This is a genomic window from Erythrobacter crassostreae (genome assembly GCF_019204045.1).
GTDB lineage: Bacteria > Pseudomonadota > Alphaproteobacteria > Sphingomonadales > Sphingomonadaceae > Erythrobacter > Erythrobacter crassostreae.
In genome coordinates, this window is the sequence record NZ_JAGSPC010000001.1 from 1,352,476 (window position 1) to 1,376,703 (window position 24,228).

Sequence of the window (24,228 nt, forward strand, 5' to 3'; positions counted from 1 at the left end):
CTTTTCAAACTGGAAGAGTTCAAACCATGAAGCTTTTAAAAGCACCCCTGATGGCCGCGATGGTCGGCGTATCGGCGCTCGGTCTCAGCGTCTCCGCCCCCAGCGAGACACAAGCGCAAGCCAGCGTTCCAATCGACGTTTGGGCATTGCGCGATGTCGTCAACGCGGTTCAGGTTTCGCCTGACGGTAAGCATGTGCTGGTGCACATCAACCCAAGCCGTGATGGCGACTACCTGTTGCAGGTCTTCAAAACCGATGATCTCACCAAACCGTTCCGCACGATCAACGCAGATCCAATGGAAATCATCGGTGCGCGCTGGGTCAGCAACGAGTTCATCTTTGGCACCGCATGGCAAGTGCGCCGCGAGCAGGTGAAGCGTCCAGAGCAGGACATCCGCGATTACCTCGCGTTTTCGTACAACCCGATTTCGAACAAGATCAATAAGGTCGAGGGCGATTTCAGCATCGTGAACACGCTGCCGACGGATCCGGACAAAGTCTTGATCGGTACAGGCAACGCTATTCCTGATACAAGCGGCGTTGACCCATTCGCAGCGTTCCGTCCGCGTGCGTATTACAAGTTCGATCTGAAGAAGGGCAGTAAATCCCTGATTCTGAAGGGGAACAGCAAATTCCCACAGGTCCAGCTTTGGGATAATGAGGGCAACCCTCGTTACACTTCAGTCCTCGATCGCGGTGATGGCATGCTCAAAGAGTATTACCGCAAGCCAGGCGATGGCTCGTGGACGCAATTCCAGGAAACCGACATGAACGAGCAGGGCAACCTGTATCGTATTCTTGGCGGCTTCCACGGTCTTGCGGGTTTGGATCCGAATGATCCGAACAAAGGCTATTTCATCGACAACCGCAATGGCGAAGACAAAGCGGCGCTTTACCACTTTGACTTCAACACGGGCACCGTTGGTGAGAAGATTTTCCAGGCGGAAGATGCCGACATCACTCGCATTCAGACCCACTCGATCCCTGGCAATGATAAACTTGTCGCCGCTCGGTACTCGGGTGCGAAGGGTGAACGCCATTGGTTCGACGAAGACGAGAAGGCGCTTCACGAGGCACTTGAGAAGCAAATTCCGTATGCCCACGACATCGGCATTTCCAGCCGGTCGCTTGATGGCCGCACCATGGTCGTCCAGAACCGCGGTCCAAAGGATCCCGGCTCGTTCTGGCTGGTCAAAGACGGCAAGCTTGCAAAGCTTGGCAGCCGTAACCCGCTGATCAATCCTGATCAGCTCTCGGAAGTGAAATACATTCGCTACAAGGCACGCGATGGCCTCGAAATCCCTGGTTACATCACCGTGCCAAAGGGCAAAGGTCCATTCCCGCTCGTGGTTCAGCATAATGGCGGACCACACGTGAATGGCCGTGTCAGCTACGATGAGTGGGGCCAAATGCTCGCGAATGCGGGTTATATGGTGTTCCACCCTGAAAACCGTATTTCGACCGGTTGGGGTCAAAAGCACTTTGATGCCGGTTATGGCGAGCACGGCGGCCGTATGCAGGATGATAAAGATGACGGTGTTATGCACCTGATCGAACAGGGTCTTGTCGATCCTGATCGTGTTGCGTTCTTCGGCTGGTCTTACGGCGGACAGGCTGCGCTTTACACGCTTTCACGCGATCCGCAGCTGTATCAATGTGCTATCGCTGGCGCAGCGGTTGCCGATGCTGAAAAGCAGTATATGGGCCGGCGCGACACCTCGCTCAAAGCTCTCGATGCGTGGTCGAAACGCCGCGGCATGATTGGCGTCAACCCGATCAATGAAGTCTCGAAGGTCAACATCCCGCTTCTGATGATGCATCCTGAACAGGATCGCCGCGTGATGTATTATCACTTCAAAGACTATAAGAAGGCGTTCGAAGCTGCAGGCAAAGATGGTCAGTTTGTCACCATCGAAGGCGCAGACCACTTCTACAACACGCACATGTACACTCACCAGCAGCAGATCATGACGAAAATCCTCGATTTTCTCGCAAATGACTGTGGTCCGGGCGGTCTCTGATCGCTCTCTGAAGAGATATGCATAAGAAAAAGGCCCGTCCTGCAGTTTGCAGGGCGGGCCTTTTCCGTTCTGTAAGCTGCGAAGAAGCGGCGTGGATTATTCGACCCGTTTGCCCCGTACGCCAAGCTGTCCGTTGATGCGGACAAAGAATGTCCCCATTGATGCCTGCTTGAAGACGGCTTTATCGCCTGGCTCAATCCGCTGTAGACGACGCGGCACGTCCTTCATTTCCCAAACGGCCCCCTCAGCGGTGGTAAAGCGAAGTTTCTTACCCGAAAGATAGCGAGCGCTGGTGATTGTTGTCTCGAACAGCTCGTCTTTCTCTTCAACATCTCCGCCGAACAAGCCGATGTCAGGCAATGTGAAGCCAAACAGGCTGCGGCGCGTTTTCTCGGCGTCTTCCCTATCGATAACTGTCAGTTCGCCCGTTTCGGTTGCTGTGACAATTGCGCCGACAGCCTTGTCGAAACAGGCCAAGCGCTCGTTATCGCTCGCTATTTGCTGGCATGCCTTGAGACCATCGAGATTGTCTTCAGATGACGCTACGTCGTCAGATTGCGCGGCAGCGCCAGCCGAACCCAATGCAGCGGCCACACCAACGGCCAAAACCCGCATTCCAGCCTTAGTTCTCAATGAAATACGCATTCGAAATCCTCCGCGCGAACATGTTATCTAAAAGCCGCGCTTACACCAATTCGAGGTTATCGGTTAGCGCCAAATGCCCCTCCAAACCCACGGAATAATGCGACATCTTGATGTGTAGCGTGAATGTCACAGGTTGTAACCAACCTTCATTAAGCACGCTTGTTGCGATTGCGAAAAAGGGTCCGCGTGTCTTAAGGCCGCCAAATCCGGGTTACTGCCCGCGATTTTAGCCAAATGCGCACCAATCCAGGTCGCAAACTCCTAAGGGGACTAAAATGAACCGTTTTAGCAAAGGCAATCTGCTTGCGGGTACTATCATGGCTGGTGCCATGGTTGCTACGCCAGCATATGCCCAGGACCAAGAAGAGCCGGTAACCGTCGGCACCGATGGTTCGGCCGACGCCGGTGGTGAGAACTTAATCACTGTCACTGGCTCGCGCATTCAGCGCCGCAACGTTGAAACAGCTGCTCCAGTCGCAGTTGTTGATTCAGAAGAATTCGCACTTTCTGGTACGGTCAACGTTGAAAACGTAATCAACACCCTGCCGCAAGTTGTTCCGGGCACGACCTCGTTCTCGAACAACCCAGGTAACGGTACTGCCTCGCTGAACCTTCGTGGTCTCGGCGCGACACGTACCATGCTGCTGGTCAATGGCCGCCGCTGGATGTTCTATGATACCAACCAGATCACCGACTTGAACACCATCCCGCAGTTCCTTCTGGAATCTGTTGATGTTGTGACCGGCGGTGCTTCCGCTGTTTACGGTTCTGACGCCCTCGCAGGTGTTGTGAACTTCCGTCTTCGTGAAGTTGACGGCGTGGAAATCGGTGGTCAGTACGGTCTGACTGAGCGCGGCGATGGCCGTCGCTATCAGATCCACGGTGCGATCGGCTCAAGCTTCGACGATGGTCGTGGTAACGTCACAGTATTCGGTGAGTACTTCAATCGTGACGAAATCTTCCAGGGCGATCGTACGTTCTCGAACTTCGCTCTTGGTGGTTCGCCGCTTCAGCAGCTTGGTTCTTCGCTTCCACCAGAAACACGTCTTCGCTACGATGGTGACGGTGATGTAACTGGTACTTCTTTCGAAGCTAACAGCGACCTTGCGATCTTCGGTACACCAGGTTCGCTTCGTGCGTACGAAACACCACGCGATCTGTATAACTACGCGCCGGTCAACTATCTGCAGCTTCCGCAAGAGCGGTATCTGCTTGGTGGTAACGCCAGCTACGAAGTTTCGGACGCTCTCGAATTCTACACGGAAGTTGCATACACCAACAACCGCGTCGATGCTGAGCTCGCTCCAACACCGATCCTCGTAAACACCTTCCTTGACATCGACTCGCTCGTTGCAAACGGCTTCATTGATGCCGGTACGGAAGCTGAACTGCGTCAACTCGATGCTTCTGAAACTGGTGCAGATGCCAACAACGGCACTGTCGATGTACAGATCCGTCGTCGTCTCGAAGAAGCTGGCGGTCGTCGTAACCTCGACGAACGTAATGCTTTCCGCATCGTAACCGGTGCACGTGGTGACATCACCGATTACCTGCAGTACGATGCGTACTACATGTATTCGCGTACACGTAACGCTAACATCCAGCAGGGTAACGCGTCTGTTTCGCGCTTCACTGCTGCGGTAAACGGCACCGGTGATACGCAGATCAACATTTTTGGTGCAGGCACGCTTACACCAGACATGGTCGATGTTTTCCGCATCCAAGCGCAAAACGGCGATATCTCTACTCTTGAAGTCGCTTCCGGCGTTCTCTCGGGTACATTCGGTGACTTCGCTCTTGGCGAAGCAGAGCCAGTCGCATTCGCGTTTGGTACTGAATACCGCGCTGTTAGCTCACGCTTCATCCCTGACGAGTTCCTCGCTTCGGGTGACGTTGCTGGCTTTAACGCTGGTGAGCCAACTGAAGGTGCTTACGACGTCACTGAATTCTTCGGTGAGGTTAACATTCCGTTTGAAACCGAAAGCGGTATCCGCTTTGAATTGAACGGTGCTGCACGTTATTCCGATTACTCGCTCGACACAGTCGGCGGTGTTTGGACATACGCTGGTGGCGCTCAGTTCCAGCCGATCCCTGACATCACGCTTCGTGGTCAGTATCAGCGCGCTGTTCGTGCACCAAACGTAGGTGAATTGTTCCAGGGTACAGCCATCGGCTTCCCAGGTGCCAACGATCCATGTGCGGGTGATGGCGGTGCAGGTAACGCTCCAACTCCTACCGGTGCGCTTCTCGCACTGTGTCAGGCGAACGGCGTTCCAGCTGGTAACATCGGTAACAACGCAGTTGTTCAGCCTGACGGCCAGATCGCTGCTTTGTTTGGTGGTAACCCGAACCTCGGTGAAGAAACTTCGGACAGCTACACCTTTGGTGTCGTGCTTCAGCCGTCGTTTATCCCTGGTCTGACGATCACAGCCGACTATTTCGACATCGTCGTAAAGGACGCGATCACCACGATCAGCCTCGAGCAAGCTTTGGACCTCTGCTACAACCAGGCACAGGATCTGAACGACCCGCGCTGCGCTACCTTCGTTGGTACACGTGACGCACAGGGTGCATTCAGCCGTGACAACCCACCTGTACTCGGTGGCGCGAACATCGCTGAATTCAGCACTTCGGGTATCGATCTTCAGGTGAACTACGGCACTTCGGTACCGTTCTCGCTGACTGGCGATGGCGACTCACGTTTCGACGTGTTGTTCCTTGGTACTTGGACAGAATCGAACGATACTCGTCCAGACGTATCGGATCCTACGATTGTTGATCAGTGTGCCGGTCGCTTTGGCCTGACCTGTGATGATCCACAGGCTTCGTTCAAGTGGACTTCGCGCTTTAGCTGGACTGACGGTCCTATGACCCTCTCGACCCGCTGGCGTCACCTGTCGGCAGTGAACGATGACACCGATGCGGACGACAACTTCGTCGAGCGTATCGATGCATATGACCTCATCGACCTTACACTGTCGTTTGATGCTTCGGAAAACCTGACCGTCTCGGCTGGTGTCAACAACCTGTTTGACACATTGCCTTCGACACCGATTTTCGATGCGAATGGTCAAGTGATCAACGAGACGAACACGCTTCTCCTCGGTGACTTCAACAACGCTGAGCAGTCGAACACATACCCGAGCACATACGATGTTCTGGGTCGTGACTTCTTCGTTTCGGCACAGTTCCGCTTCTAATCAGATTGGTGTCCCCGGCCTCGGTCGGCGACACAATCGAACAAAAGGGCGCCAGACTTTTGGTCTGGCGCCCTTTTTGTATTTTTATCAGATGTCCGAAATGCTTCGCCTACCTAACCGGCAAGGCAACTAGACCCTATTCAAAGCGCACGAAGTCCGCGAATTCTCTTCCGTTCTCTTCTTTTAGAGATCGTGTCTCAGCCAAGTTCAGGTTCTTTTTCGCAAAGTGATCTACAATGGTCTGGCGACCATCGGCGGTCGCGCAGGCCCCGGAAAGAGACTTGATCCGGCCAAGTTCATTCTTTGCGTGCCCTTCTATTGTGGCAATCGTTTCGACAATTGAACCAACGCCGGACTTACGCCCCATAAGGCAGGTCCTGCGGATCGCTTCGGGGATTTCCCACGCGGGAGACTGCTGACCGAATTTCTCGGCGCCTTTCTGCGCGATCTTTCCGGCGAACTCCGCCGCCTTGTCTATTGCTGAGGGGCCTTTCTTGAGGGCCGTCTTCACTTTACGCGCAACCGCTTTCTCTTTGAGCGGCCAAAGCAATTCATCACGCCGCTGACGATTGTGCTCAAGGATCGGCCCGTCGCCGCGGTGCATGATCAGGCCGACCTTGCCGCCTTCCGCAAGCACACGGGCAATCTCTGCCGTCACCCTGGGGACATCACCATATTCAAAGCCAAACTGGCTGACGACAGCATCAAATACGCTGGCCGCAAATGGCAGTTCTTCCATCGCAATGCCGCTGCGGGTTTCGGTTCCTGTTGGCGGCATGGGGAGCGTCGGTGAAAGATCGACGCCGGTTAACGCCAGATCGGGACGTTTGCTGCGCATCCATGCGAGAACGCGCCCGTCGCCGGTTGCGAGGTCCAGCACTTTTGCGCCTTGCGGCAGACATTCGGCAAGCTCGTGCCAGATGCCTGATTGCGCTTGCTCGATAGCAGCCCAGCGCTGCGGCAAGCATCCTCCGCCTTCGCCGCTTGTATTGCCGCGTGCATTCAGCGCCCAAAAATCGCCCCAAGCATCCTGCGATTGCCCGGCATTTGTTGGCAATGTGCTCATTTCAGGCGGGACTTTCTTTGGCTTACAACATCAAAGGCAACGGTCATGCGCTCTGACGAGGTGAAGGGTGTGGTTCCGTGATACAATGTACTCGGGAAAAGCGCGAGATGTCCGGGTATTGGCTGGATCGTCCTTACCGGATCAAGATCGAGGCTCAGATCAGGCGGCGGCCGGCCAACTTCGAGACAACCATTGTGTGCGCCCTCATCGGTGCTGTCTTCTGGTACGATCAGGTATAGCGCCGAGGATACGATCCCCTTTGGGTGGATGTGCGAGGTATGAAAATCGCCACCTCCGGTCAGCCGTACCGACCATGAACCGTCAAATTTCCATGCAGCTTTGCTGTGGCGAAGCAGCGGGTGCTTTTCGTCACGCTTGGGCAGGTTTTCGCGATAGGATTCCATTGTGCGCGCAATGGCATCGCGAAGCTCGCGGATCACCGGCTCCATACGGTGGAATAGGATACCCCGTGTCTGAGTGCCCCCGCGGAGGCTTTGACCGAGCGGCATGGCCGAATGCGTATGCAATTCGCGCAAGAACGCGGTGCTGCGCTCGATAAGACCGTCTGCCCCTTCGAGCGGGAGGAATTGGACCAGCCCGTCTTGCGCATGCAGCCACTCGGCACGATCATCGCCGGCCAGCCGCCACACGATCCCGCGCAGCGCCCACGCCGCTATGTCCCACTGGTTCGCAATCAATGCCTTGTCGAGCAGATGCTCTGCGGCCTCAAGATCGTGCTTTCTAAGCCTGTGCCGCGCTTCATTGAGAAAGCGCAGCGGACTTTCATTAATCAAAGCCGCAAATATCGCCTCGGCGCGGTCCCAATCGCCTGCTGTCCCGCTATGCACGGCCTCTAGCAGGGCGAAGTGGTCGATCTGAGGAAACCGTTTGCGCGCCTGTGCCGCAATGTCAGCGGCCTCGTTTGCCCGGTCCAGACCGGACAGGACATCGCAATGCGCGGCGGGAATATTTGGGTCTTGGGGGAGTTTCGCTGCTGCGTCGGCAAAATGCGCGGCAAAGTCGGCATCGCCAGCCGCCAGCCGCATTTGGGCCAGAAAAGACTGGCCCGGAAGATAGGCGGGGCCTTGCTCTGCGATCTGACTCGCAACAGTCATCGCCCCTTTCGTATCGCCAGACACGTCCAAAGCGTTCGCCTTACCCAGCCAGATATCCGCGTCTCCTGGGTTTACGGAAATGGCCTGATCGAATCGGAGCAGCGCGTCAGCTTCGCCGCGCTCCAATGCTATTCGTGCGCGTCCATGCAGAGCGCGCGGGTGACGCGGATCAAGCGATAACGCCGAGTCATACCATTCGGCGGCCTCGTCAAGCTGGCCCAGCTCCTTATGTGAAAGGGCGCGGATGCTGGCGTATCGTATCACATTTCGACCAGCGTCCTCGTGTTTGCTTAGACGATCAACAACATCATCATGCCGGCCAAGTTGTTGCAGGGCGATAGCGTGATCGAGCGTGTAATCGAGGTGGCCTGGCACGCGCTTGGCGGCGGCTTCAAAATGCTTCGCTGCGGCTTTCGCATCGCCTGCCTTCAGCGCCAGATTTCCGCTCGTGTGGGCTAGGGCTCCGTCGCGTGGATTGGCGCGAAGCGCTGCTTTCGCAATCGCGCGGGCCTCTTCGAGATCGCCTGATTGCATCGCCATTTGGATACGCGACTGCACTTGATGCGGGGAAAGCCCGGCCTTCATTGCGAGCGCAGCCACCCCGTCACAGCCATTCGGCCAACCGGAGCGAAAGGCGGCACATAGCTGACCATGTGGGATTGCGGCACGCGGAACAGGTTGAGGGCGTTGAAACGCGGGCGGAACCCTTCAACCACGTCGCCATCATCATCCAAAAACAACAGATAGCCACCCCAATCCGGATGCCAGTCAGGCGGGGCAAAGTTCAGCACATAGGCAACTTCCCACCCTTCGGCGACATGGCTGTCAATATGGCGGCCGAGATAGTGATTGCGGGCAAACAAGGTTGCTTGGCCATCGGCCTTCACCAAGGCATCGATGCCGGTTACATCGCGGGCAAGGCCGAGGAAGTCCGGTGCATTTAGGTGCTCAATCAACACTTCATGCGGGCCGCCGGGATCAAGGCCTTCCTGAACAGCGGTCAAGATCGGGTAATGCGCAAAGCGAAAACCATATTCGCCGCGAGACGAGTTTCGCGCAGCCTCATTGGCCGCCTCGTTGATTTCTTGCTGACCCTCCGGCGTACGCATCGCTTCTACGGGGAAACTTTGGCGGTTTTCATCGCCTGCACCTGTCGCCATGCCCCACGGTGTTTCGTTGGTAAGCACGTTCAGGATTTCTTGCGCGGCTTCTTGCGTCAGCACATCGCGGACCTGCACGCGGCCCGTCTCTGCAAATCGTTTTGCGAGCGCGGCGCGGTCAAGCGCGGGATTGAGTTCAAACAGGGTCTTCATTTCGCCATCATCCGTAGCCAGACCATACGGGAATAAGCAAGCCTTTGGGAGAGTCATAGCTTGCCGTAACGGCAAGTTGCACCGGCCTGCATTGAGCAGCAATTCACCCATTGATTTGCCACGCGCGCTCACATAGTCAGTGGCAAAGAGCAACGTTTACGTAAACGAGAGGATACCCCAAATGGCCACAGCCTATATCGTCGACGCCGTGCGTACTGCTGGAGGCCGCCGTGGTGGTCGTCTTGCTGGCGTTCACCCAGTCGACCTGCTCGCCAAATCGCTTGATGCGATTGTGGAACGTAGCGGAGTCGATCCGGCTGCAATCGATGATGTTGTTGCAGGCTGCGTTTCGCAGGCTGGTGAACAAGCCGGACAAGTAGGTCGAATGGCCGTTCTCGCATCGAAACTTCTTCCCCAATCGACCCCGGCGGTTTCAATTGATCGCCAGTGCGGTTCTTCGCAGCAGGCGATCCAGTTCGCCGCGCAAGCCGTGATGAGCGGCACGCAGGACGTTGTCATTGCGTGCGGCGTGGAAAGCATGTCTCGCGTGCCAATGGGCAGCAATATGACGCTCCACATGAAAGAGGGGCTGGGCAATTACATGTCGCCCGGCGTTATGGAGAAGTATCCCGGCGTCCAATTCAGCCAGTTTATGGGCGCACAAATGATCGCCGATAAGCATGACTTTTCAAAGGATCAGCTCGACGCTTTCGCATTCGAAAGCCACAAACGCGCAATCGCCGCCACCGAAGCGGGCGCATTTGCCGACGAGATTGTGCCGGTTGAAATCGAAACGCCTGAGGGTACAGAGATGCACACAATCGATGAAGGCATCCGTTTCGACGCGACGCTTGAAGGGATTGCGGGCGTGAAGCTTCTCGCGCCCGATGGCAAGATTACAGCCGCCAGCGCCAGCCAAATCTGTGATGGATCATCGGCGGTGCTGGTTGTGTCCGAAGAAGCGCTGAAGAAATACGGCCTTACCCCGATGGCGCGTATCCACAACCTGACAGTGACGGCTGGCGATCCCGTGATCATGCTCGAAGAGCCTCTGTTCGCGACCGATAAAGCGTTGGAGCGGGCGGGCCTCAAAATCGACGATATTGATTTGTATGAGGTCAACGAAGCGTTTGCGCCGGTACCGATGGCTTGGCTTAAACATACCGGAGCCGATCCGGAGAAACTCAACGTGCATGGCGGCGCGATTGCGCTGGGCCATCCGCTGGGCGCATCGGGCACGAAATTGATGGCGACTCTGGTCCACGGATTGAAACGCCACGGCAAGAAATACGGCCTGCAAACGATGTGCGAAGGCGGCGGCGTCGCCAACGTGACTATTGTCGAGTCGGTCTAAACCCAATTCAAATCTGAGAGGAAAACCCCATGGAAGTATCAGCAAACACTCCGGCCGTCGTCACTGGCGGCGCATCCGGCCTCGGCGCGGCAACCGCACGCGCATTGGCAGCGAAAGGCGCGAAAGTCGCGATCTTCGACATGAACGAAGAAAAGGGCGAAGCCATGGCTGCCGAAATTGGCGGCGTGTTCTGCAAGGTCAACGTGACCAGCGATGAAGACGTGGATGCAGGCTTCGCCAAAGCGCGCGAAGCCCACGGACAAGAGCGCATCCTTGTGAACTGCGCCGGTATCGGCAACGCGATCAAAACCGCCAGCCGCGACAAACAAACCGGCGAGATCAAGCACTTCCCGATTTCGGCATTCGATTTTGTCATTCAGGTCAATCTGATCGGCACATTCCGTTGCATCGCCAAATCGGCGGCTGGCATGATGAGCCTCGATCCGATCAACGAAGAAGGCGCACGCGGCGCAATGGTCAACACCGCTTCGGTGGCAGCTGAAGACGGACAAATCGGCCAAGCGGCATACTCTGCATCCAAAGGCGGCGTTGTCGGCATGACCCTGCCAATCGCGCGCGATCTGATGCGCGAAGGCATCCGTGTGAACACCATCCTGCCGGGTATCTTTGAAACCCCGCTGATGAACGCTGCACCGCCGCAAGTGAAAGAAGCGCTGGCCGCGTCGGTTCCATTCCCGAAACGTCTGGGCAATCCGGATGAGTATGCGAAGCTCGCGATGTGCATGATCGAAACCGGATATTTCAACGGCGAAGACGTGCGTCTCGATGGTGCTATCCGCATGGCGCCGCGGTAAATTTTTCAGGGCCGCGCTTGGACAAAGCGCGGCCTTTCCAGCATCCAATCGGACGCTGGACACGTATTTGCTTGAGCAATCAAGCAACCAATCGACCCTCTAGGAGAGAGCCCCATGAACCTTGAATTCACGCCTGAAGAAGTGGCGTTCCGCGAGGAAGTTCGCAGCTTTATCGAAGCGAACTATCCCAAGCATCTCGGCGATACCGGTATGCGCGAAGACCTGTCGCGCGAAGATTTCGTCGCGTGGCACAAGGTTCTTGGTGAAAAGGGCTGGTCAACGCCTGCATGGCCGGAAGCGTATGGCGGCACCGGTTGGACCCCGACGCAGCGTTATATTTGGTCAGAAGAAAACGCCCGTGTGAACGCGCTTATGCCGCTGCCATTCGGCGTTTCGATGGTCGGCCCCGTGATTTATACATTCGGCAATGAAGAGCAGAAAGCCCAGCACCTGCCGGGTATTCGCAGCGGCGAAACATGGTGGTGTCAGGGTTATTCAGAGCCGGGCGCCGGTTCCGATCTCGCCTCGCTCAAGACGACAGCCGTGCGCGATGGCGATCACTATGTGATCAATGGCCAGAAAACATGGACCACGCTGGCGCAGCATGCCGATTGGGGTTTCTTCCTGTGCCGCACCGATCCCGATGCAGCCAAGCCGCAAGAAGGCATCAGCTTCATCCTGCTCGACATGAACACGCCGGGCGTTGAAGTGCGCCCGATCAAGCTGATCGACGGCGGATACGAGGTCAATGAGACGTGGCTTACCGACGTTCGCGTTCCGGTCGAAAACCTTGTGGGTGAAGAGAACAAGGGCTGGACATACGCCAAATTCCTCCTCGCGCATGAGCGCAGCGGAATTGCCGGTGTTGCCCGTTCCAAGCGCGGCGTTGAAAAGCTGCGCGAGATTGCAGGATCCGAAATCCTCGATGGCGAACCGTTAATGAGCGATTTCGATTTTGCGCGCAAAGTCAGCCAGCTTGAGATCGATCTTGCCGCACTTGAAATCACCGAACTGCGTACGCTCGCCGGTGAACAGGCCGGTAAAGGTCCGGGCCCGGAAAGCTCGATCCTTAAGATCAAAGGCACCGAGATTCAGCAGCGCCTGACGGAACTGACACTGGAAGCTGTCGGCAGTTACGGCACGCCGCTTTATGGCAATATCGCAAACGTGCCGGGCGATGCCGGGTCAAACCAGTATCCAATCGGGCCGGAATACGCGCAGCATGCCGCGTCCACCTATTTCAACATGCGCAAGACATCGATTTATGGCGGATCGAATGAAATTCAGCGCAACATCATCACCAAGATGATCCTCGGCCTCTAAGCCGTAAGCGAAACCGGAGAACATACGTGGATTTCAATTTCACCGAAGAACAAGACATGGTTCGCGACGGCCTTACCCGAATGGTCCGCGAAAATTATGACTGGGATACGCGCCGCGGAGTCGTGGCCAGCGAAGCGGGATGGCGCCCCGAGGTATGGGCGCAGCTTGCCGAGCTTGGCATTCTGGGCATGCCTTTCAGCGAGGAAGATGGCGGTTTTGGCGGCGGTGCTGTCGATTCCATGGTTGTCATGGAAGAATTCGGCAAAGGCCTGGTGGTTGAGCCATTCGTGCCGACCGTGGTTTGCGCCGGCGGCTTTCTGAAACACGCAGGTACCGCAGCGCAGAAAGAAGAACACATTGGCGGGATCGTTGATGGGAGCCGCATATTCGCATTCGCATATGCAGAACCGCGCGGCCGGTATGACTACGCCAACCTCGAAACCACGGCTAAGAAAGACGGCGGCGATTATGTGCTGAACGGGCACAAAGCGGTCGTCATCGGCGCGCCATGGGCAAGTCATCTGATCGTAACCGCGCGCACTTCGGGCGAGCGGACGGACAAGCAGGGAATCTCGGTGTTCGTGGTCGACAAATCGGCGGACGGCGTTGTCACTCGTGATTACCCGACCATCGACGGGCGCCACGCTTCCGAGGTTTACTTCGAAAACGTCACCGTTTCCCCAGAGGCCCTAATCGGTGAAGAGGGCAACGCTCTGCCACTGATCGAGCGTGTAACGGATGAAGCGATTGCTGCGCAGTGTGCGGAAGCCTGCGGCGCGATGAAAGTCGCCCACACGATGACGGTCGAATACTCCCGCCAGCGTAAGCAGTTTGGCGTGCCCATCGGTAAGTTTCAGGTGCTCCAGCACCGCATGGTCGACATGTACACCGAGTATGAGCAATCGGTTTCGCTGACTTACCTCGCCACATTGCGCCTCGATGCGGATGAACGGACGCGCCAGCTTGCCGTTTCGGCGGCAAAGGCCCGGATCGGTCAAGCGGCGCATCATATCGGTCAGGAAGCGATCCAGATCCACGGCGGCATGGGCATGACCGATGAGCTTGCGATTGGTGCCTACTTCAAACGTCTGACGATCTTTGATTCCGAGTTTGGCAATGTCGATCACCATATGAAGCGGCACATCGCGCTTTCATAAGCGGAGCAATTGATAATGTTAGAGAGGGGCGGTTCTGCGGAGCCGCCCTTTTCTATTGGGGTGCGAAGAGTGTTTGTTTGAGCGGCAGCGGCTGGCCTGTCTGCTGGATGATCATACCAACCCATTGCGCGACTTGAGCAATCTCTTCGGACAGCGTGTCTGACAGTCCTGCTTTGGATTGGGGCTCGCTACCATCGAAGCCGCCGCCGAGCTTGGAATGGGTGGCAAATGCCGGCCCGTTCACTGCGTCTGCGATGTGCGTGTCTGCGTGCTCTACGCCTGCGAATTCCAGCACCGAACCGATCGTCACTGCGCGTTCTGCGTTGAAGATATCGCCGTCCAGCACTCGCAGTCTCGGCCCAAATGCGCTGCTGGCGAGGGCGTGGAAGTAATTCTGGTTCAGGAACCAAGCGAGGCCCGCCGCCTGCATATCGGACATGCAAAACAGCTCGCGCTCGTCCATCCCGAAATCCATTCCGGCATAACTCTGCATTTCCAGCAGCAGGTTTCGCGCCCATCTGCGGCCATGCATCCCCTTTCGCGCAACGCTTTCCAGAAAGGTTTCCAGCGGATTGCTCATCAGGATTGACCGCGCATCCCCGCATGACTGGAGCAATTGCGGGATCAGCCGGTTGGAATGGTTGGTGGGTTTCACAAACACGGCCTGCGCATCGCTGCGTTTGCGCGCCAGCAGTCGCATGATCGGTTGCACCAGCGGAGCAGCCTGATCACCCGCGCCGGACAGGTTCGCAAAGATACCCGGCTCACTCATTCCAACGGACACGCTCGGAATATTCAGAGCTTTGCTGAGCAGGGTCGAGCGGCAAAACGCGGTGTGAAAAATGAAATGCAGAGGGCCGGACTCGACCTCCATTGCCATCACTTCATCAACGCTCGCTGTGGCTTTGTCCTGTGTTTGGTAGTCCGCCAGAAAGCCCGGCTTGGTAAATTCACTGCCTGGAATCTGTAGAAACTCTACCTGCCGCGCGTTCCAATCCACGCGGTGCGGTATCCAGTCGGGATTAGAAGCGATGTCAGCAGGGGATATCATAAGCCCATCCTATCCACTGGCTCGCGATGTGTCAGCCACGCTGATGTGCAAAACGGCGGACGCAAATCGGAAGTGCGGGGTTTTCTGTCGCAAACCAGTGTGTCAGACACGGTTTCAAGGAGAGACTGATATGACCGACTACACGCAAATTCTTGTCGAAAAAGCTGATGGCATTGCGACCATCACGTTGAACCGTCCTGAAAAAATGAACGCCTACACGCGGACTATGGGCGCGGAGATTATGGCAGCGATGGACGATATCGATGCAGATGACGGTGTACGGGCAGTGATCTTTACCGGCAGCGGTGATCGGGCGTTTTGTGCGGGCGCTGATCTGACACCGGAAGGGGGAGGGCACGTTTTCTCAGATCCTAACGAGGTCGACGATCTTTCGGACGAGCGCGTGCGGGACGGCGGCGGAATGCTCACTTTGCGATTGTTTGAAAGCAAGAAGCCGCTGATCTCCGCATGCAACGGTGTCGCAGTCGGCGTGGGCGCGACGATGCAACTGGCAATGGATATCCGGCTGGCAAGCGATAATGCACGTTACGGTTTTGTATTTGCGCGTCGCGGTATCGTGCCAGAGGCCGCATCCAGCTGGTTTTTGCCCAGACTTGTCGGCATCAGCCAGGCGCTAGAATGGTGCTATTCCGGCCGTGTTTTCGATGCGGAGGAGGCGAAGTCCGGCGGCCTGATCCGTTCGATTCACACGCAAGGCGGCTTGATGCAGGCGGCCCGCGAGATTGGCCGGGAAATTGCCGACAACACTTCTGCTGTATCGGTCGCTATGACCCGGGCGATGATGTGGCGGTTGATGAACACCGATCACCCGATGGAGGCGCACAAGATCGATAGCCGCGCAATCTACCGTCTATCGCGCGGCGAAGATGCGAAAGAGGGTATCGCCAGTTTCCTGGAAAAGCGGAACCCTGTTTATCCAGCAAAAGTCAGCGAAGACATGCCTGATTTTTATCCGTGGTGGGATGAACGACCCTACTCCTGACCCGGCGGGGGCTTGCAAATTGCGATGGTTTCATGGGAAACCATTCTGATGAGCAAGACTGCAAACGACAATTCAGAGCATTCGCAGGCCGATTGGCGGCTCGCCGAGTTTCTACCGTATCAGCTTTCGATCACATCGAACGCTGTCAGCGACCTGATGTCCGAGCGTTATCGCAGGCGCTTTGGCCTTAAAGTGCCAGAATGGCGGGTGATGGCGGTGCTGGGCGATAGCGACACTGATTCTGCTACGCAGCAAGCGCTCACCCAGGCGACGTTGATGGACAAGGTAGCGGTGAACCGCGCCTGTAAAGTGCTTGAGGAACGGGGCCTGATCGAACGCGTGCCCAACGAAAGCGATGGCCGTTCGCACCTTCTCGAACTCACAGAAGAGGGGCGGGCCATCCATCGGGAGGTCATGCCTCTCGTCATTGCAAGCGAAAGCGAGCTGTTCGAGGGTTTTACGCCGCAAGAACGCCAGCAGTTCCGCGAATTGCTTGGCCGGATGCGCCAGAGGGCTGCGGCAATTGGCGAACTATCCGTTTAATCTTTCCGTATGTGCAAAGGGGCCGCTCAAGCGAACTTGAACGACCCCTTCGTTTTTTGCGAGTAATCGTGCCTCGATTTACTCGTAACTCTTATTCCTTGTTGATCAGAGCATCGGAGATCGAGCAGGCCGCAGGGCCGAGGATCACGATGAAGAGAACAGGAAGAATAAACAGAATGAGCGGAACCGTCATAATCGCCGGCAGACGCGCGGCTTTTTCTTCGGCGCGCATCATACGCTCGTTACGGAATTCAGCGGACAGCACACGAAGCGCGGATGCCAGCGGAGTACCGTAGCGTTCCGTTTGAACCATGGTGGTTACCACGCCTTTGACCGCTTCGAGATTGACGCGGTAGGCAAGGTTGTTGAATGCCTGACGCCGCTCATTGAGGAACGACAGCTCAATCGCGGTAAGCGCGAATTCGTCACCCAATTCAGGGTAAGCCCGGCCCAATTCTTTCGCCACACGGTTAAACGCTGCGTCGACAGTGAGGCCGGCTTCGGCACAAATCACGAGCAAGTCGAGCGCATCCGGCAGACCCTTTTGAATCTCCAATGTCCGCTTGGACGACTTGTTCGACAGGAAGATTTCCGGGCCCTTGTAGGACAGGAACAGGATCGCAGACATCGCGCCGAGGCGTTTGATCGGGCCCCAGTCAGGGAAGAAATCGATCCAGTAAATTACAAGCGCGCCGAGAATGCCGAACACAACGGGGAGCACCGCACGTGCACCAATGATGTACACGGCCAGCTCTTTATTGCGGATACCGGCGTGGGCCAGCTTTTGCTGGATCACTTCAAGCTGGCTCTCCTGCAGCACTTTCATGCTGTCGAGCCGCTCTTTCATTTTATCGGTGCCGTCGGTTTTACGCACCAGGCTTGCGCGCTTTTTCGTACCGGCGGTGATCACGCCAGCTTTCAGCTCGTCACGGCGGGCCTCAAGTGATTTAACGCGCTTGGCCATCGGATCTTTGATCGTGACCGCGGCATAGATTGCCATGATCACAGCAAAGGCGGCGAGGCCTGCCAATATGGTGCCTACGATGACGACATCGAAGCCGAGCAGCGTTGGTCCTGCGGGTTGTTCAAACATTGTTTTATCCTTCCCGCGTTAGATTTCGAAGTTGACCATTTTGGCCATGATAAAGACCCCGATGCTCATCCAGACGAGCCCGCCAAGGCCGGCGATGATCAGTCGGTCTTCGTAGAAGAAGCCGCCGATATAGCTCGGGTTGATCATGTAGATCAGGCCGAACACGATGAAGGGCAGGGAGCCAACGATGTAGGCAGAAGCTTTCGATTCCGAACTCATCGCTTTAATCTTGAGCTTCATCTGAGACCGTTTGCGCAGCACGTCTGCGAGGTTCGACAGCGTCTCAGCGAGGTTACCACCGGTTTCGCGCTGGATCGCAAGCGTGATGCAGAAGAAGTTGAACTCCGGAATGCCGAGGCGGTCAGCCGTATCCTGCAGCGCGTCTTCCATCGTTTTACCGATCTTGATGCGCTCCACGATGCCTTTAAATTCGATCCCGACAGGGCCATCAACCTCTTGAGCAACAACGCCCAGAGTTTCCGTAACTGGCAGACCGGAACGCAGACCGCGCACCAGCAGTTCGATGCCATCAGGGAATTTGTTATTAAAACCGGCAGTCCGTTTGTTGATGAAGAAGCCTACAACAAGGTGCGGTAGGCCGGCACCGATCACCAGACCCACTCCGAGAGAGAGCAGGATCGCACCGCTTTGCATAAAGATGCCCATGGCAATAACCAGAGCGAGCCCGAGAGAAGCGTAAACGTACTGTGTGATGGTCCAACCTTTGCCGGTCCGGTCGAGCCGAACAGCCAAGGCTTCCAACCGCGAGCCAGAACCCGCGACATGGTGCGATTTTGGCTTACGCGCGGCGATCGCTTTCTTCAGCTGCGACTCCATTTTGGTGTCGGCATTTTCAGAATGGCGATAACGCAATGCGTCGAGCCGGCGTTTTTGCGCAGAGCCGACAGCCGGACCGCTAAAGGCCGAATAGCCTAAGACGATCACGGCAAAAATGCCGACAGTAATGAGCAGGGTTTGGGTAAAGTCCATTATAGCATCCCGCCTGGTTCAACACGTTGCGCTGCGCGGTTCGCAGCATTGCCTTTTCGGGCCGCAGAAACGGCCCGCCGCAGTCGGACTTGCCCGTAGTGGCAATGCCCGACCGCGAGGGAAGAGTGGCTTATTCAGCTGGCTCTTCCACTGGCGTTTTGTCTTTTTTCGCGAGCAGCGATTTGAGATCGAAACCGCCAAGCAGCGACTTCTTCTCTTCGGTGATTGAAGACAAATCGTCTTCGCTCGCGCCTGTGATACGCTCGGCAAGCTGGCTGATCGCAGCCGTTGCCTTGCTCGATTTGTTGGCTTCGACGAACACCTGACCCAGCTTGGCAGCATTGGCTGCTGCCTTCGCATCGTAAGGTACGACAACGTCAATCTTACGCTCGATCGAGGCTTCGAAATCAGACTTGCTGATTTCAGCCACGCCCGGCTGCACTTTGTTGCATACGATCATCGGATGCGCATGCGGTGCGTTCGTTTTCAGCCATGACAGGATACGGATCGTATCGCGTGCCGATGCCAGCGTCAGATCGCAGGTCAGAACCACAAGGTTCACGTCTGCGAGCAGATGCGGGAAGTTGATCAGCATGTTGCGCGGCATGTCGATGACCGTCATCTCAAAGGCAGAGCGGAACTCTTCTTCAAGCTGCACAAAGGCAGAACCATCGGTCATCAGCGGTTGGCTGATAGGAGCCTCTGCCGAGAGGATCGAGAGCTTTTCATGAGCGCGCGTCATGGCGCGTTCGATGAACAGCCCGTCAATCCGGCTGGGGTTGTCGATTGCGTCTGTCAGACCGCGGCCCGGCTCCAGATCAAGCGCAAGCGCGCCTGTGCCGAAGTGAATGTCGAGATCCAGCAGAGCTGTGGGCGCATCGTGCTCGCCGCTGAACAGCCATGCGAGTGACGTTGCCAGCGTCGAAGCGCCAACCCCGCCGCGTGTACCCACGACTGCCGTTGAAATGTGACGTTTGACTGTCTCGCCATCGCCCGCTTTCGGGGATGTGAAGACGGCCAGCGCCTGATTCAGCGAATCGTGCAGCTGCTGTGCGTTGAGCGGTTTCAGCAGGTAATCGTGGATGCCGCTCGCGACGAGGTCGCGGTAGAGGCGCACATCGTTCACCTGACCGATTGCGATCACAACGGTGCCAGGCTCGCAAACCTCGGCCAAAGCGTTGATATCGTTCAGCGGGTCACCGCTTTCCGAAAGATCAACGACAAGGATGGCCGGACTAGCGCTGACAGACAGCGACTGGATCGCGTTGCGAAGGCCGCCTTTGTTGCACTTTTCTGGCTGCCAGCCCATTTCGATGACCACCGGACGCAGCACGTCCAGAGCAGCATCGTCACAGATATAAGCCGCAAATGCGTCGCGATTGCCAGGTAGACCTGATTTCCATGGAGCATTCATAACTTACTGTCCTCCGTCGCCTTGAGCGTTCTGCAGGCCACCGGCACCGGTGGGGGTTGCTTCACGATATGTGTCGATAGCTTTTGTGCCGGTCACGATGACTTGTTCGCCTGAACCTTTTTGGCCTTCGAGAAGGTCTTCAGGATTGGCGACCATGGCAGCCAGGTTGCTGTTCACACCGCAACCGTAGCCTGGGCTACTGGCGTTCATGTAGTTTGTATCCGACTTGGCCGACCAATCTGGGCAACCCGGGACCGATGCGGTCGATCGGGTGATGACCACGCGGGCCTGACCTGGATTGAGATAACCCGAAGTCGCCGGTGCAACCTTGCTGACGATGATGCCATAACGGCCCGCCAGATCGTTGACCGCGGTTGAAACAGCGGTGCTGTTCGCCGGATCTTCGATAGTGACACGGTCACCATAGCGAAGGTCCATCGCTTCAAACCAGCCGTTCAGTCGTGATTGCTCGCCAATTGGCAGGCCCGACGCGTTGGTTTGTACGTCGAACGTGAAGTTCGTGCGTTCCACCACCGCTTGTTTGGTGCTGTAAAGCGAAGTGTTTGTCGCAACACCGCCGCAGCCTGCTGTTACCAGACCGATCGAGAGTGCGAGAGCCCCCGCGAGTTTGCCTTTTTGTGCAATGAGCATTGTTCTCACCTTTCTCGATTAGAGGCTGAAGCCGGGGGCCGCGGCATCTGCTGTGCGGCCCTTCTTCTTGCGATTTTGCTTGTCCGCGCTGCGCGGTTTCTTCGGAGCATTGGTCGGGACAATCGCCGCCGGATCAGCATTGCTCACATCAGGAAGCGGTGCTTCCTCATCGGCAGCGCGTGGTCCCGGACGGGTTTCACCCGAAACACCGTCATGCTCTTTGTTCAACAGCAACTGCTGAAGCTCAGTTGACGAACGGTATCCGTCGGTCGGCAGCTTGATGTCGCTGGCATTGACCGGCTTCACCAGGAACGGCGTGACAACAATAACCAGTTCGGTTTCGCCGCGACGATAATCGCGTGAACGGAACAGGTTGCCGAGGATTGGCACATCGCCAAGGCCAGGGGCCTTATCCAGCGCATTCTGCGAGCTGTTGCTCATCAGGCCAGCGATCATGAAGCTCTGGCCGGAGCCGAGTTCCACAGTCGTTTCAGTCCGGCGAATTGTAAGCGCAGGAACTTGGAAACCGTTGAGCGTGACCGAACCCTGCGTCGAAAGCTCGGAAACTTCCGGGCGAACCCGCAGAGAAATCCGGCCATTCGAAAGAACGGTTGGTGTGTAAGCAAGGCTAACGCCGAAATCGCGATATTCGATAGCGACATTGCCCAGACCCTGACTAATCGGGATCGGGAATTCGCCGCCAGCGAGGAACGTGGCTGTCTCACCAGAAAGCGCAGTCAGATTTGGCTGCGACAGAGTGGTGATAAGACCAAGACGTTCGGACAGATCAAGCGCACCCAGTACATCGAGGCCGAAGAGACGACCCAATCCGCCGAGTGTCGTGTTGCCGGCTGAATTGACGCCGGGGCCCTGGATCGTGATGTTTTCACCGGTTACCGGATCAACGCCCACGATAAGGCCTGGGTTTTGTACGCCGTTGCCGACCGCTAGCGGTCCATCAAGACGAAACTCACCGTTGCCGAGTGCGCGCCCTGTACCGACTGCACCGCGGAAACCGCCGGTCGAGAAATCGTAAGTGGACAGATTGCCACCGATCTCACGGACGAGGCTGCGGCTGACTTCGGCAAACTTCACTTGCAGGTTAACCTGCAGCGGGGTTGCTGTCTTCAGACGGGTGATGACATTGGCATCTTCACCAAGGAATGCTTCGACAAGCCGCTGCGCTTCGGCGGCGTCTTCAGGCGCACCGACTGTACCGGTAAGCAGAACTGTGTTGCTGCCCATGGTCGCCACGTTGATGCTGGCATCCGGCATAGCAAGAGCCATCATCTGATCGATGCTGCCGATATTGTTGCCGACACGGATATTGGCAGCAAATACGACATCACCGCGAGCGTTGCTGGCATAGATGGTTGTTTCACCGCCAGCTTTGCCGAACACGTACAGTTGACGCTGTGATTTGACCTGAACGTCTGCGACGTTTTCATTGGCGACAAATACATCGGCCATTGAACCAGGTATGGTTACGAGCTCGCCTTTACCGATCGACAGGACAATTTCCTGCGATGGTTTGACGACCTGCTGGGCTGTGGCGGTGGCCACTGGCACCGCTGCAAGCGGCGCTGCGGCGATACTCGCAAGCAGCAGTTTGGCAGTAAGTTGGCGCTTCATTTTGCGGCCCCCCATGGGTTTCCGTTTATCCGTCAAGACGGATTTCGAGCTTTGTGTTTTGAGAAACATGTGTTGTCCCCTCAGCGCACGAGTTGCGGCGTTGGACCGCCATTCGAGCTAGACCGGCGAAGCGAGCTGTTGTTCGCGCCGCGAGCCGTGCTTACGGGCACTTCGCTAGTGGCTTTGCCGCGTGTCACGCGGACCGTTGGGCCGCTGCGAACGGGTGCACCGCTAGCCGAAGACGAAACGCCAATGGCAGGAGGAGTTGGCTTCATTGCCTGCAATTGTGCTTTGGCTTTGGCCTCTTCCTGACGGCGGAATTTCGATACGTCGAAAGCAGTCTGGTAGGTCTGCTTGCCATCAACTGGACGCGTTACCGCAGCACGAAGGAGACGCTCTTCCTCTTCAGGCGATGCGCCCTCTGGGATTTTGATGTCACCGTTTGCGATTGCGCGATCAAGCTCGGCCTGATTGTCCGCAAGCGAACGCAGAACCAGGCTCAAGGTGCCCATCGTTTGCGCAACCGCGATCTTCTCGGCCAGCTTCGGAGTAACTTCGAGCGTTACCGTGCGGAAAGCGCGAACAACTGTCTTGCCTTCTTCATTAGTAACAGTCTCAGTCGACTGGTCAGTGGCGAGAACGCGGAGGTTGCGAAGAATGGTTTCCGCGCCTTCAAAATCTACGTCAGTGACTTTGTTTTCGTATTTCTGCGTAAGCAGCAGGTCAACGCGGTCACCCGGGAATACAAAGCCGGCAACGCCGGTACGGGCGGACACTGGAACTGTCACAGCGCGCATGCCAGCGCCCAAAGCCGCAGCAAGGAAGCCGCGATCGCCAGGGCTAACCAGCGACCCTTGGGTCACAGGCTCACCAGCGGTAACAGGAAGACGGACAACAGTACCGATCAACTGGTTCACATCGGATTCGCCTTCAATGAAGTAGGCGTCCTGAACGAGTTCTTCTGGCCATTGCTGATATCCCAGCGCGTCGGCTGTGATAATCGTGCCCGCGGGTAGACCGCGATTGGCGACCAGAACTTTCGGGCCTTCTGGCACAGGGGCCGCGAGGACCTCTGGCGCAGCGCCTTCTGCGAACATGCTCCGCGCAGCAAAGGCAGTACCGACCGCGATGATCAGTGCTCCAAGCAGCAGAACCAGTTTCTTCCTATCCATGGCTTCTTAGCCCCCTAATTAATGCCCCAAAACGGTTGTTGGGCGGGTATGGTTTAACTGCATACGACCTGATTGGTTAAAATCAGGTTCACGCGATGCTTGCCGTGTCCGGCATGTAATTGACGACCAGCACCCAAAGACCGCCAAATGCGATGGCCACGCCGTATGGAATGGCGAGGCGTTCTTTTTGTTGCTGAAGGAAATGCCAGGCGCCCATGACGATGGTCAGGACGCCGCCTGCGATTGCCATGATGACAAGCAGTTGAAGAAATGCGCTTGGTTCAATCCAGAGCGCGAGCGCGGTCAGCAGCTTTACATCGCCGCCGCCCATCATATTCAGCGCGAACATTCCGGCCAGAACTGCAAAAGCTGCAGCGGCAACGCCGACTTGCATCGCAATGTCCGGCCACAGGGCAAGACCGCTGCTCCACCAGAAAGCTGGCGCAAATACCGCGATTGCCAGATTCAGCTTGTTGCTGATCTGACGGCTGCGGATATCTGTGAACGCGGCAAAGAGCAGCGCGATTGCCAAGGCAATCAGCAGACCGTAATGAACGTACATCGTAAGCATGAATGCCCCCAAAGGTGGCCCGCCGGATTGTCCGGATGGACCGATTGAGGGTGTTGCTACAGGTGAGTGCTTACCAAATAGTAACCAAACCTTGAGGCG

Annotated in this window: 20 protein-coding genes; 8 read left to right on the forward strand and 12 right to left on the reverse strand. The window is 56.6% G+C overall.

Annotated elements, in window-relative coordinates; genetic code table 11:
• Positions 1-26: 26 nt before the first annotated feature.
• Positions 27-2,021, forward strand: a complete 1,995-nt coding sequence (locus KCG46_RS06595; RefSeq protein ID WP_218404483.1) for an alpha/beta hydrolase family protein — start codon at positions 27-29, stop codon at positions 2,019-2,021.
• A gap of 96 nt (positions 2,022-2,117) precedes the next feature.
• Here KCG46_RS06595 and KCG46_RS06600 read toward each other — a convergent pair whose 3' ends face one another.
• The gene (locus KCG46_RS06600; RefSeq protein ID WP_218404484.1) at positions 2,118-2,666 is read right to left on the reverse strand and encodes a type VI secretion protein; all 549 of its coding nucleotides are present in this window, start codon (positions 2,664-2,666) and stop codon (positions 2,118-2,120) included.
• A gap of 275 nt (positions 2,667-2,941) precedes the next feature.
• On the opposite strand from KCG46_RS06600, the gene KCG46_RS06605 reads away from it, so the two are divergent.
• Positions 2,942-5,866, forward strand: a complete 2,925-nt coding sequence (locus KCG46_RS06605; protein ID WP_218404485.1) for a TonB-dependent receptor domain-containing protein — start codon at positions 2,942-2,944, stop codon at positions 5,864-5,866.
• Between the two features lie 136 nt (positions 5,867-6,002).
• Here the strand turns inward: KCG46_RS06605 and KCG46_RS06610 are convergent, their stop codons facing one another.
• Genes KCG46_RS06610 through KCG46_RS06620 form a run of 3 tightly spaced genes read right to left on the reverse strand, consistent with a single transcriptional unit; the run spans position 6,003 to position 9,417 of the window.
• Complete coding sequence (locus KCG46_RS06610; protein WP_218404486.1) at positions 6,003-6,932, reverse strand: class I SAM-dependent methyltransferase; 930 nt, start codon at positions 6,930-6,932, stop codon at positions 6,003-6,005.
• A complete protein-coding gene (locus KCG46_RS06615; RefSeq protein WP_218404487.1) occupies positions 6,929-8,632 on the reverse strand; it encodes a tetratricopeptide repeat protein in 1,704 nt (567 codons plus the stop codon). The genes KCG46_RS06610 and KCG46_RS06615 overlap by 4 nt, the downstream gene beginning before the upstream one ends.
• On the reverse strand, positions 8,629-9,417 hold the full coding sequence (locus KCG46_RS06620) for a 2OG-Fe(II) oxygenase (protein ID WP_255551807.1): 789 nt from the start codon (positions 9,415-9,417) through the stop codon (positions 8,629-8,631). Before KCG46_RS06620 ends, KCG46_RS06615 begins: the two co-directional genes overlap by 4 nt.
• Before the next feature lie 124 nt (positions 9,418-9,541).
• On the opposite strand from KCG46_RS06620, the gene KCG46_RS06625 reads away from it, so the two are divergent.
• The 4 genes from KCG46_RS06625 to KCG46_RS06640 all read left to right on the forward strand — a co-directional run bounded on the left by KCG46_RS06625 (position 9,542) and on the right by KCG46_RS06640 (position 14,009).
• Complete coding sequence (locus KCG46_RS06625) at positions 9,542-10,714, forward strand: acetyl-CoA C-acetyltransferase (RefSeq protein WP_218404488.1); 1,173 nt, start codon at positions 9,542-9,544, stop codon at positions 10,712-10,714.
• Between the two features lie 29 nt (positions 10,715-10,743).
• Positions 10,744-11,529 carry an SDR family NAD(P)-dependent oxidoreductase gene (locus tag KCG46_RS06630; RefSeq protein WP_218404489.1) on the forward strand — a complete coding sequence of 262 codons (786 nt, stop codon included), beginning with the start codon at positions 10,744-10,746 and terminating at the stop codon, positions 11,527-11,529.
• Between the two features lie 114 nt (positions 11,530-11,643).
• Positions 11,644-12,852: an acyl-CoA dehydrogenase family protein gene (locus KCG46_RS06635; protein ID WP_218404490.1), complete on the forward strand. Its 1,209-nt coding sequence runs from the start codon at positions 11,644-11,646 to the stop codon at positions 12,850-12,852.
• 26 nt (positions 12,853-12,878) lie between these two features.
• On the forward strand, positions 12,879-14,009 hold the full coding sequence (locus KCG46_RS06640) for an acyl-CoA dehydrogenase family protein (RefSeq protein ID WP_218404491.1): 1,131 nt from the start codon (positions 12,879-12,881) through the stop codon (positions 14,007-14,009).
• A 52-nt stretch (positions 14,010-14,061) separates the two neighbouring features.
• Here KCG46_RS06640 and KCG46_RS06645 read toward each other — a convergent pair whose 3' ends face one another.
• Positions 14,062-15,060: a hypothetical protein gene (locus tag KCG46_RS06645; protein WP_218404492.1), complete on the reverse strand. Its 999-nt coding sequence runs from the start codon at positions 15,058-15,060 to the stop codon at positions 14,062-14,064.
• Between the two features lie 130 nt (positions 15,061-15,190).
• Here KCG46_RS06645 and KCG46_RS06650 point away from each other — a divergent pair, with 130 nt between their 5' ends.
• Complete coding sequence (locus tag KCG46_RS06650) at positions 15,191-16,063, forward strand: crotonase/enoyl-CoA hydratase family protein (RefSeq protein ID WP_218404493.1); 873 nt, start codon at positions 15,191-15,193, stop codon at positions 16,061-16,063.
• 48 nt (positions 16,064-16,111) lie between these two features.
• A complete protein-coding gene (locus KCG46_RS06655; protein ID WP_218404494.1) occupies positions 16,112-16,606 on the forward strand; it encodes a MarR family winged helix-turn-helix transcriptional regulator in 495 nt (164 codons plus the stop codon).
• Between the two features lie 91 nt (positions 16,607-16,697).
• On the opposite strand, the gene KCG46_RS06660 is transcribed toward KCG46_RS06655, so the two are convergent.
• The 7 genes from KCG46_RS06660 to KCG46_RS06690 all read right to left on the reverse strand — a co-directional run bounded on the left by KCG46_RS06660 (position 16,698) and on the right by KCG46_RS06690 (position 24,129).
• Positions 16,698-17,699, reverse strand: a complete 1,002-nt coding sequence (locus tag KCG46_RS06660; protein ID WP_218404495.1) for a type II secretion system F family protein — start codon at positions 17,697-17,699, stop codon at positions 16,698-16,700.
• Between the two features lie 18 nt (positions 17,700-17,717).
• Positions 17,718-18,689, reverse strand: a complete 972-nt coding sequence (locus KCG46_RS06665) for a type II secretion system F family protein (RefSeq protein ID WP_218404496.1) — start codon at positions 18,687-18,689, stop codon at positions 17,718-17,720.
• Positions 18,690-18,819: 130 nt separating this feature from the next.
• A complete protein-coding gene (locus KCG46_RS06670) occupies positions 18,820-20,103 on the reverse strand; it encodes a pilus assembly protein CpaE (RefSeq protein ID WP_218404497.1) in 1,284 nt (427 codons plus the stop codon).
• A gap of 3 nt (positions 20,104-20,106) precedes the next feature.
• Positions 20,107-20,754, reverse strand: a complete 648-nt coding sequence (locus KCG46_RS06675) for a CpaD family pilus assembly protein (protein ID WP_218404498.1) — start codon at positions 20,752-20,754, stop codon at positions 20,107-20,109.
• Positions 20,755-20,772: 18 nt separating this feature from the next.
• Positions 20,773-22,386: a type II and III secretion system protein family protein gene (locus tag KCG46_RS06680; RefSeq protein ID WP_218404499.1), complete on the reverse strand. Its 1,614-nt coding sequence runs from the start codon at positions 22,384-22,386 to the stop codon at positions 20,773-20,775.
• Between the two features lie 80 nt (positions 22,387-22,466).
• On the reverse strand, positions 22,467-23,558 hold the full coding sequence (cpaB, locus tag KCG46_RS06685; protein WP_218404500.1) for a Flp pilus assembly protein CpaB: 1,092 nt from the start codon (positions 23,556-23,558) through the stop codon (positions 22,467-22,469).
• Positions 23,559-23,646: 88 nt separating this feature from the next.
• Positions 23,647-24,129, reverse strand: coding sequence for an A24 family peptidase (locus KCG46_RS06690; protein WP_218404501.1), 483 nt, complete (start codon positions 24,127-24,129; stop codon positions 23,647-23,649).
• Positions 24,130-24,228: the final 99 nt, after the last annotated feature.

Excerpts from the sequence above, each read along its gene's own strand:
- KCG46_RS06595 (WP_218404483.1), top strand. The coding sequence starts at position 27 with ATGAAGCTTTTAAAAGCACCCCTGATGGCCGCGATGGTCGGCGTATCG.
- KCG46_RS06600 (WP_218404484.1), bottom strand. The coding sequence starts at position 2,666 with ATGCGTATTTCATTGAGAACTAAGGCTGGAATGCGGGTTTTGGCCGTT.
- KCG46_RS06605 (WP_218404485.1), top strand. The coding sequence starts at position 2,942 with ATGAACCGTTTTAGCAAAGGCAATCTGCTTGCGGGTACTATCATGGCT.
- KCG46_RS06610 (WP_218404486.1), bottom strand. The coding sequence starts at position 6,932 with ATGAGCACATTGCCAACAAATGCCGGGCAATCGCAGGATGCTTGGGGC.
- KCG46_RS06615 (WP_218404487.1), bottom strand. The coding sequence starts at position 8,632 with ATGAAGGCCGGGCTTTCCCCGCATCAAGTGCAGTCGCGTATCCAAATG.
- KCG46_RS06620 (WP_255551807.1), bottom strand. The coding sequence starts at position 9,417 with ATGACTCTCCCAAAGGCTTGCTTATTCCCGTATGGTCTGGCTACGGAT.
- KCG46_RS06625 (WP_218404488.1), top strand. The coding sequence starts at position 9,542 with ATGGCCACAGCCTATATCGTCGACGCCGTGCGTACTGCTGGAGGCCGC.
- KCG46_RS06630 (WP_218404489.1), top strand. The coding sequence starts at position 10,744 with ATGGAAGTATCAGCAAACACTCCGGCCGTCGTCACTGGCGGCGCATCC.
- KCG46_RS06635 (WP_218404490.1), top strand. The coding sequence starts at position 11,644 with ATGAACCTTGAATTCACGCCTGAAGAAGTGGCGTTCCGCGAGGAAGTT.
- KCG46_RS06645 (WP_218404492.1), bottom strand. The coding sequence starts at position 15,060 with ATGATATCCCCTGCTGACATCGCTTCTAATCCCGACTGGATACCGCAC.
- KCG46_RS06650 (WP_218404493.1), top strand. The coding sequence starts at position 15,191 with ATGACCGACTACACGCAAATTCTTGTCGAAAAAGCTGATGGCATTGCG.
- KCG46_RS06655 (WP_218404494.1), top strand. The coding sequence starts at position 16,112 with ATGAGCAAGACTGCAAACGACAATTCAGAGCATTCGCAGGCCGATTGG.
- KCG46_RS06660 (WP_218404495.1), bottom strand. The coding sequence starts at position 17,699 with ATGTTTGAACAACCCGCAGGACCAACGCTGCTCGGCTTCGATGTCGTC.
- KCG46_RS06665 (WP_218404496.1), bottom strand. The coding sequence starts at position 18,689 with ATGGACTTTACCCAAACCCTGCTCATTACTGTCGGCATTTTTGCCGTG.
- KCG46_RS06670 (WP_218404497.1), bottom strand. The coding sequence starts at position 20,103 with ATGAATGCTCCATGGAAATCAGGTCTACCTGGCAATCGCGACGCATTT.
- KCG46_RS06675 (WP_218404498.1), bottom strand. The coding sequence starts at position 20,754 with ATGCTCATTGCACAAAAAGGCAAACTCGCGGGGGCTCTCGCACTCTCG.
- KCG46_RS06680 (WP_218404499.1), bottom strand. The coding sequence starts at position 22,386 with ATGAAGCGCCAACTTACTGCCAAACTGCTGCTTGCGAGTATCGCCGCA.
- cpaB (WP_218404500.1), bottom strand. The coding sequence starts at position 23,558 with ATGGATAGGAAGAAACTGGTTCTGCTGCTTGGAGCACTGATCATCGCG.
- KCG46_RS06690 (WP_218404501.1), bottom strand. The coding sequence starts at position 24,129 with ATGCTTACGATGTACGTTCATTACGGTCTGCTGATTGCCTTGGCAATC.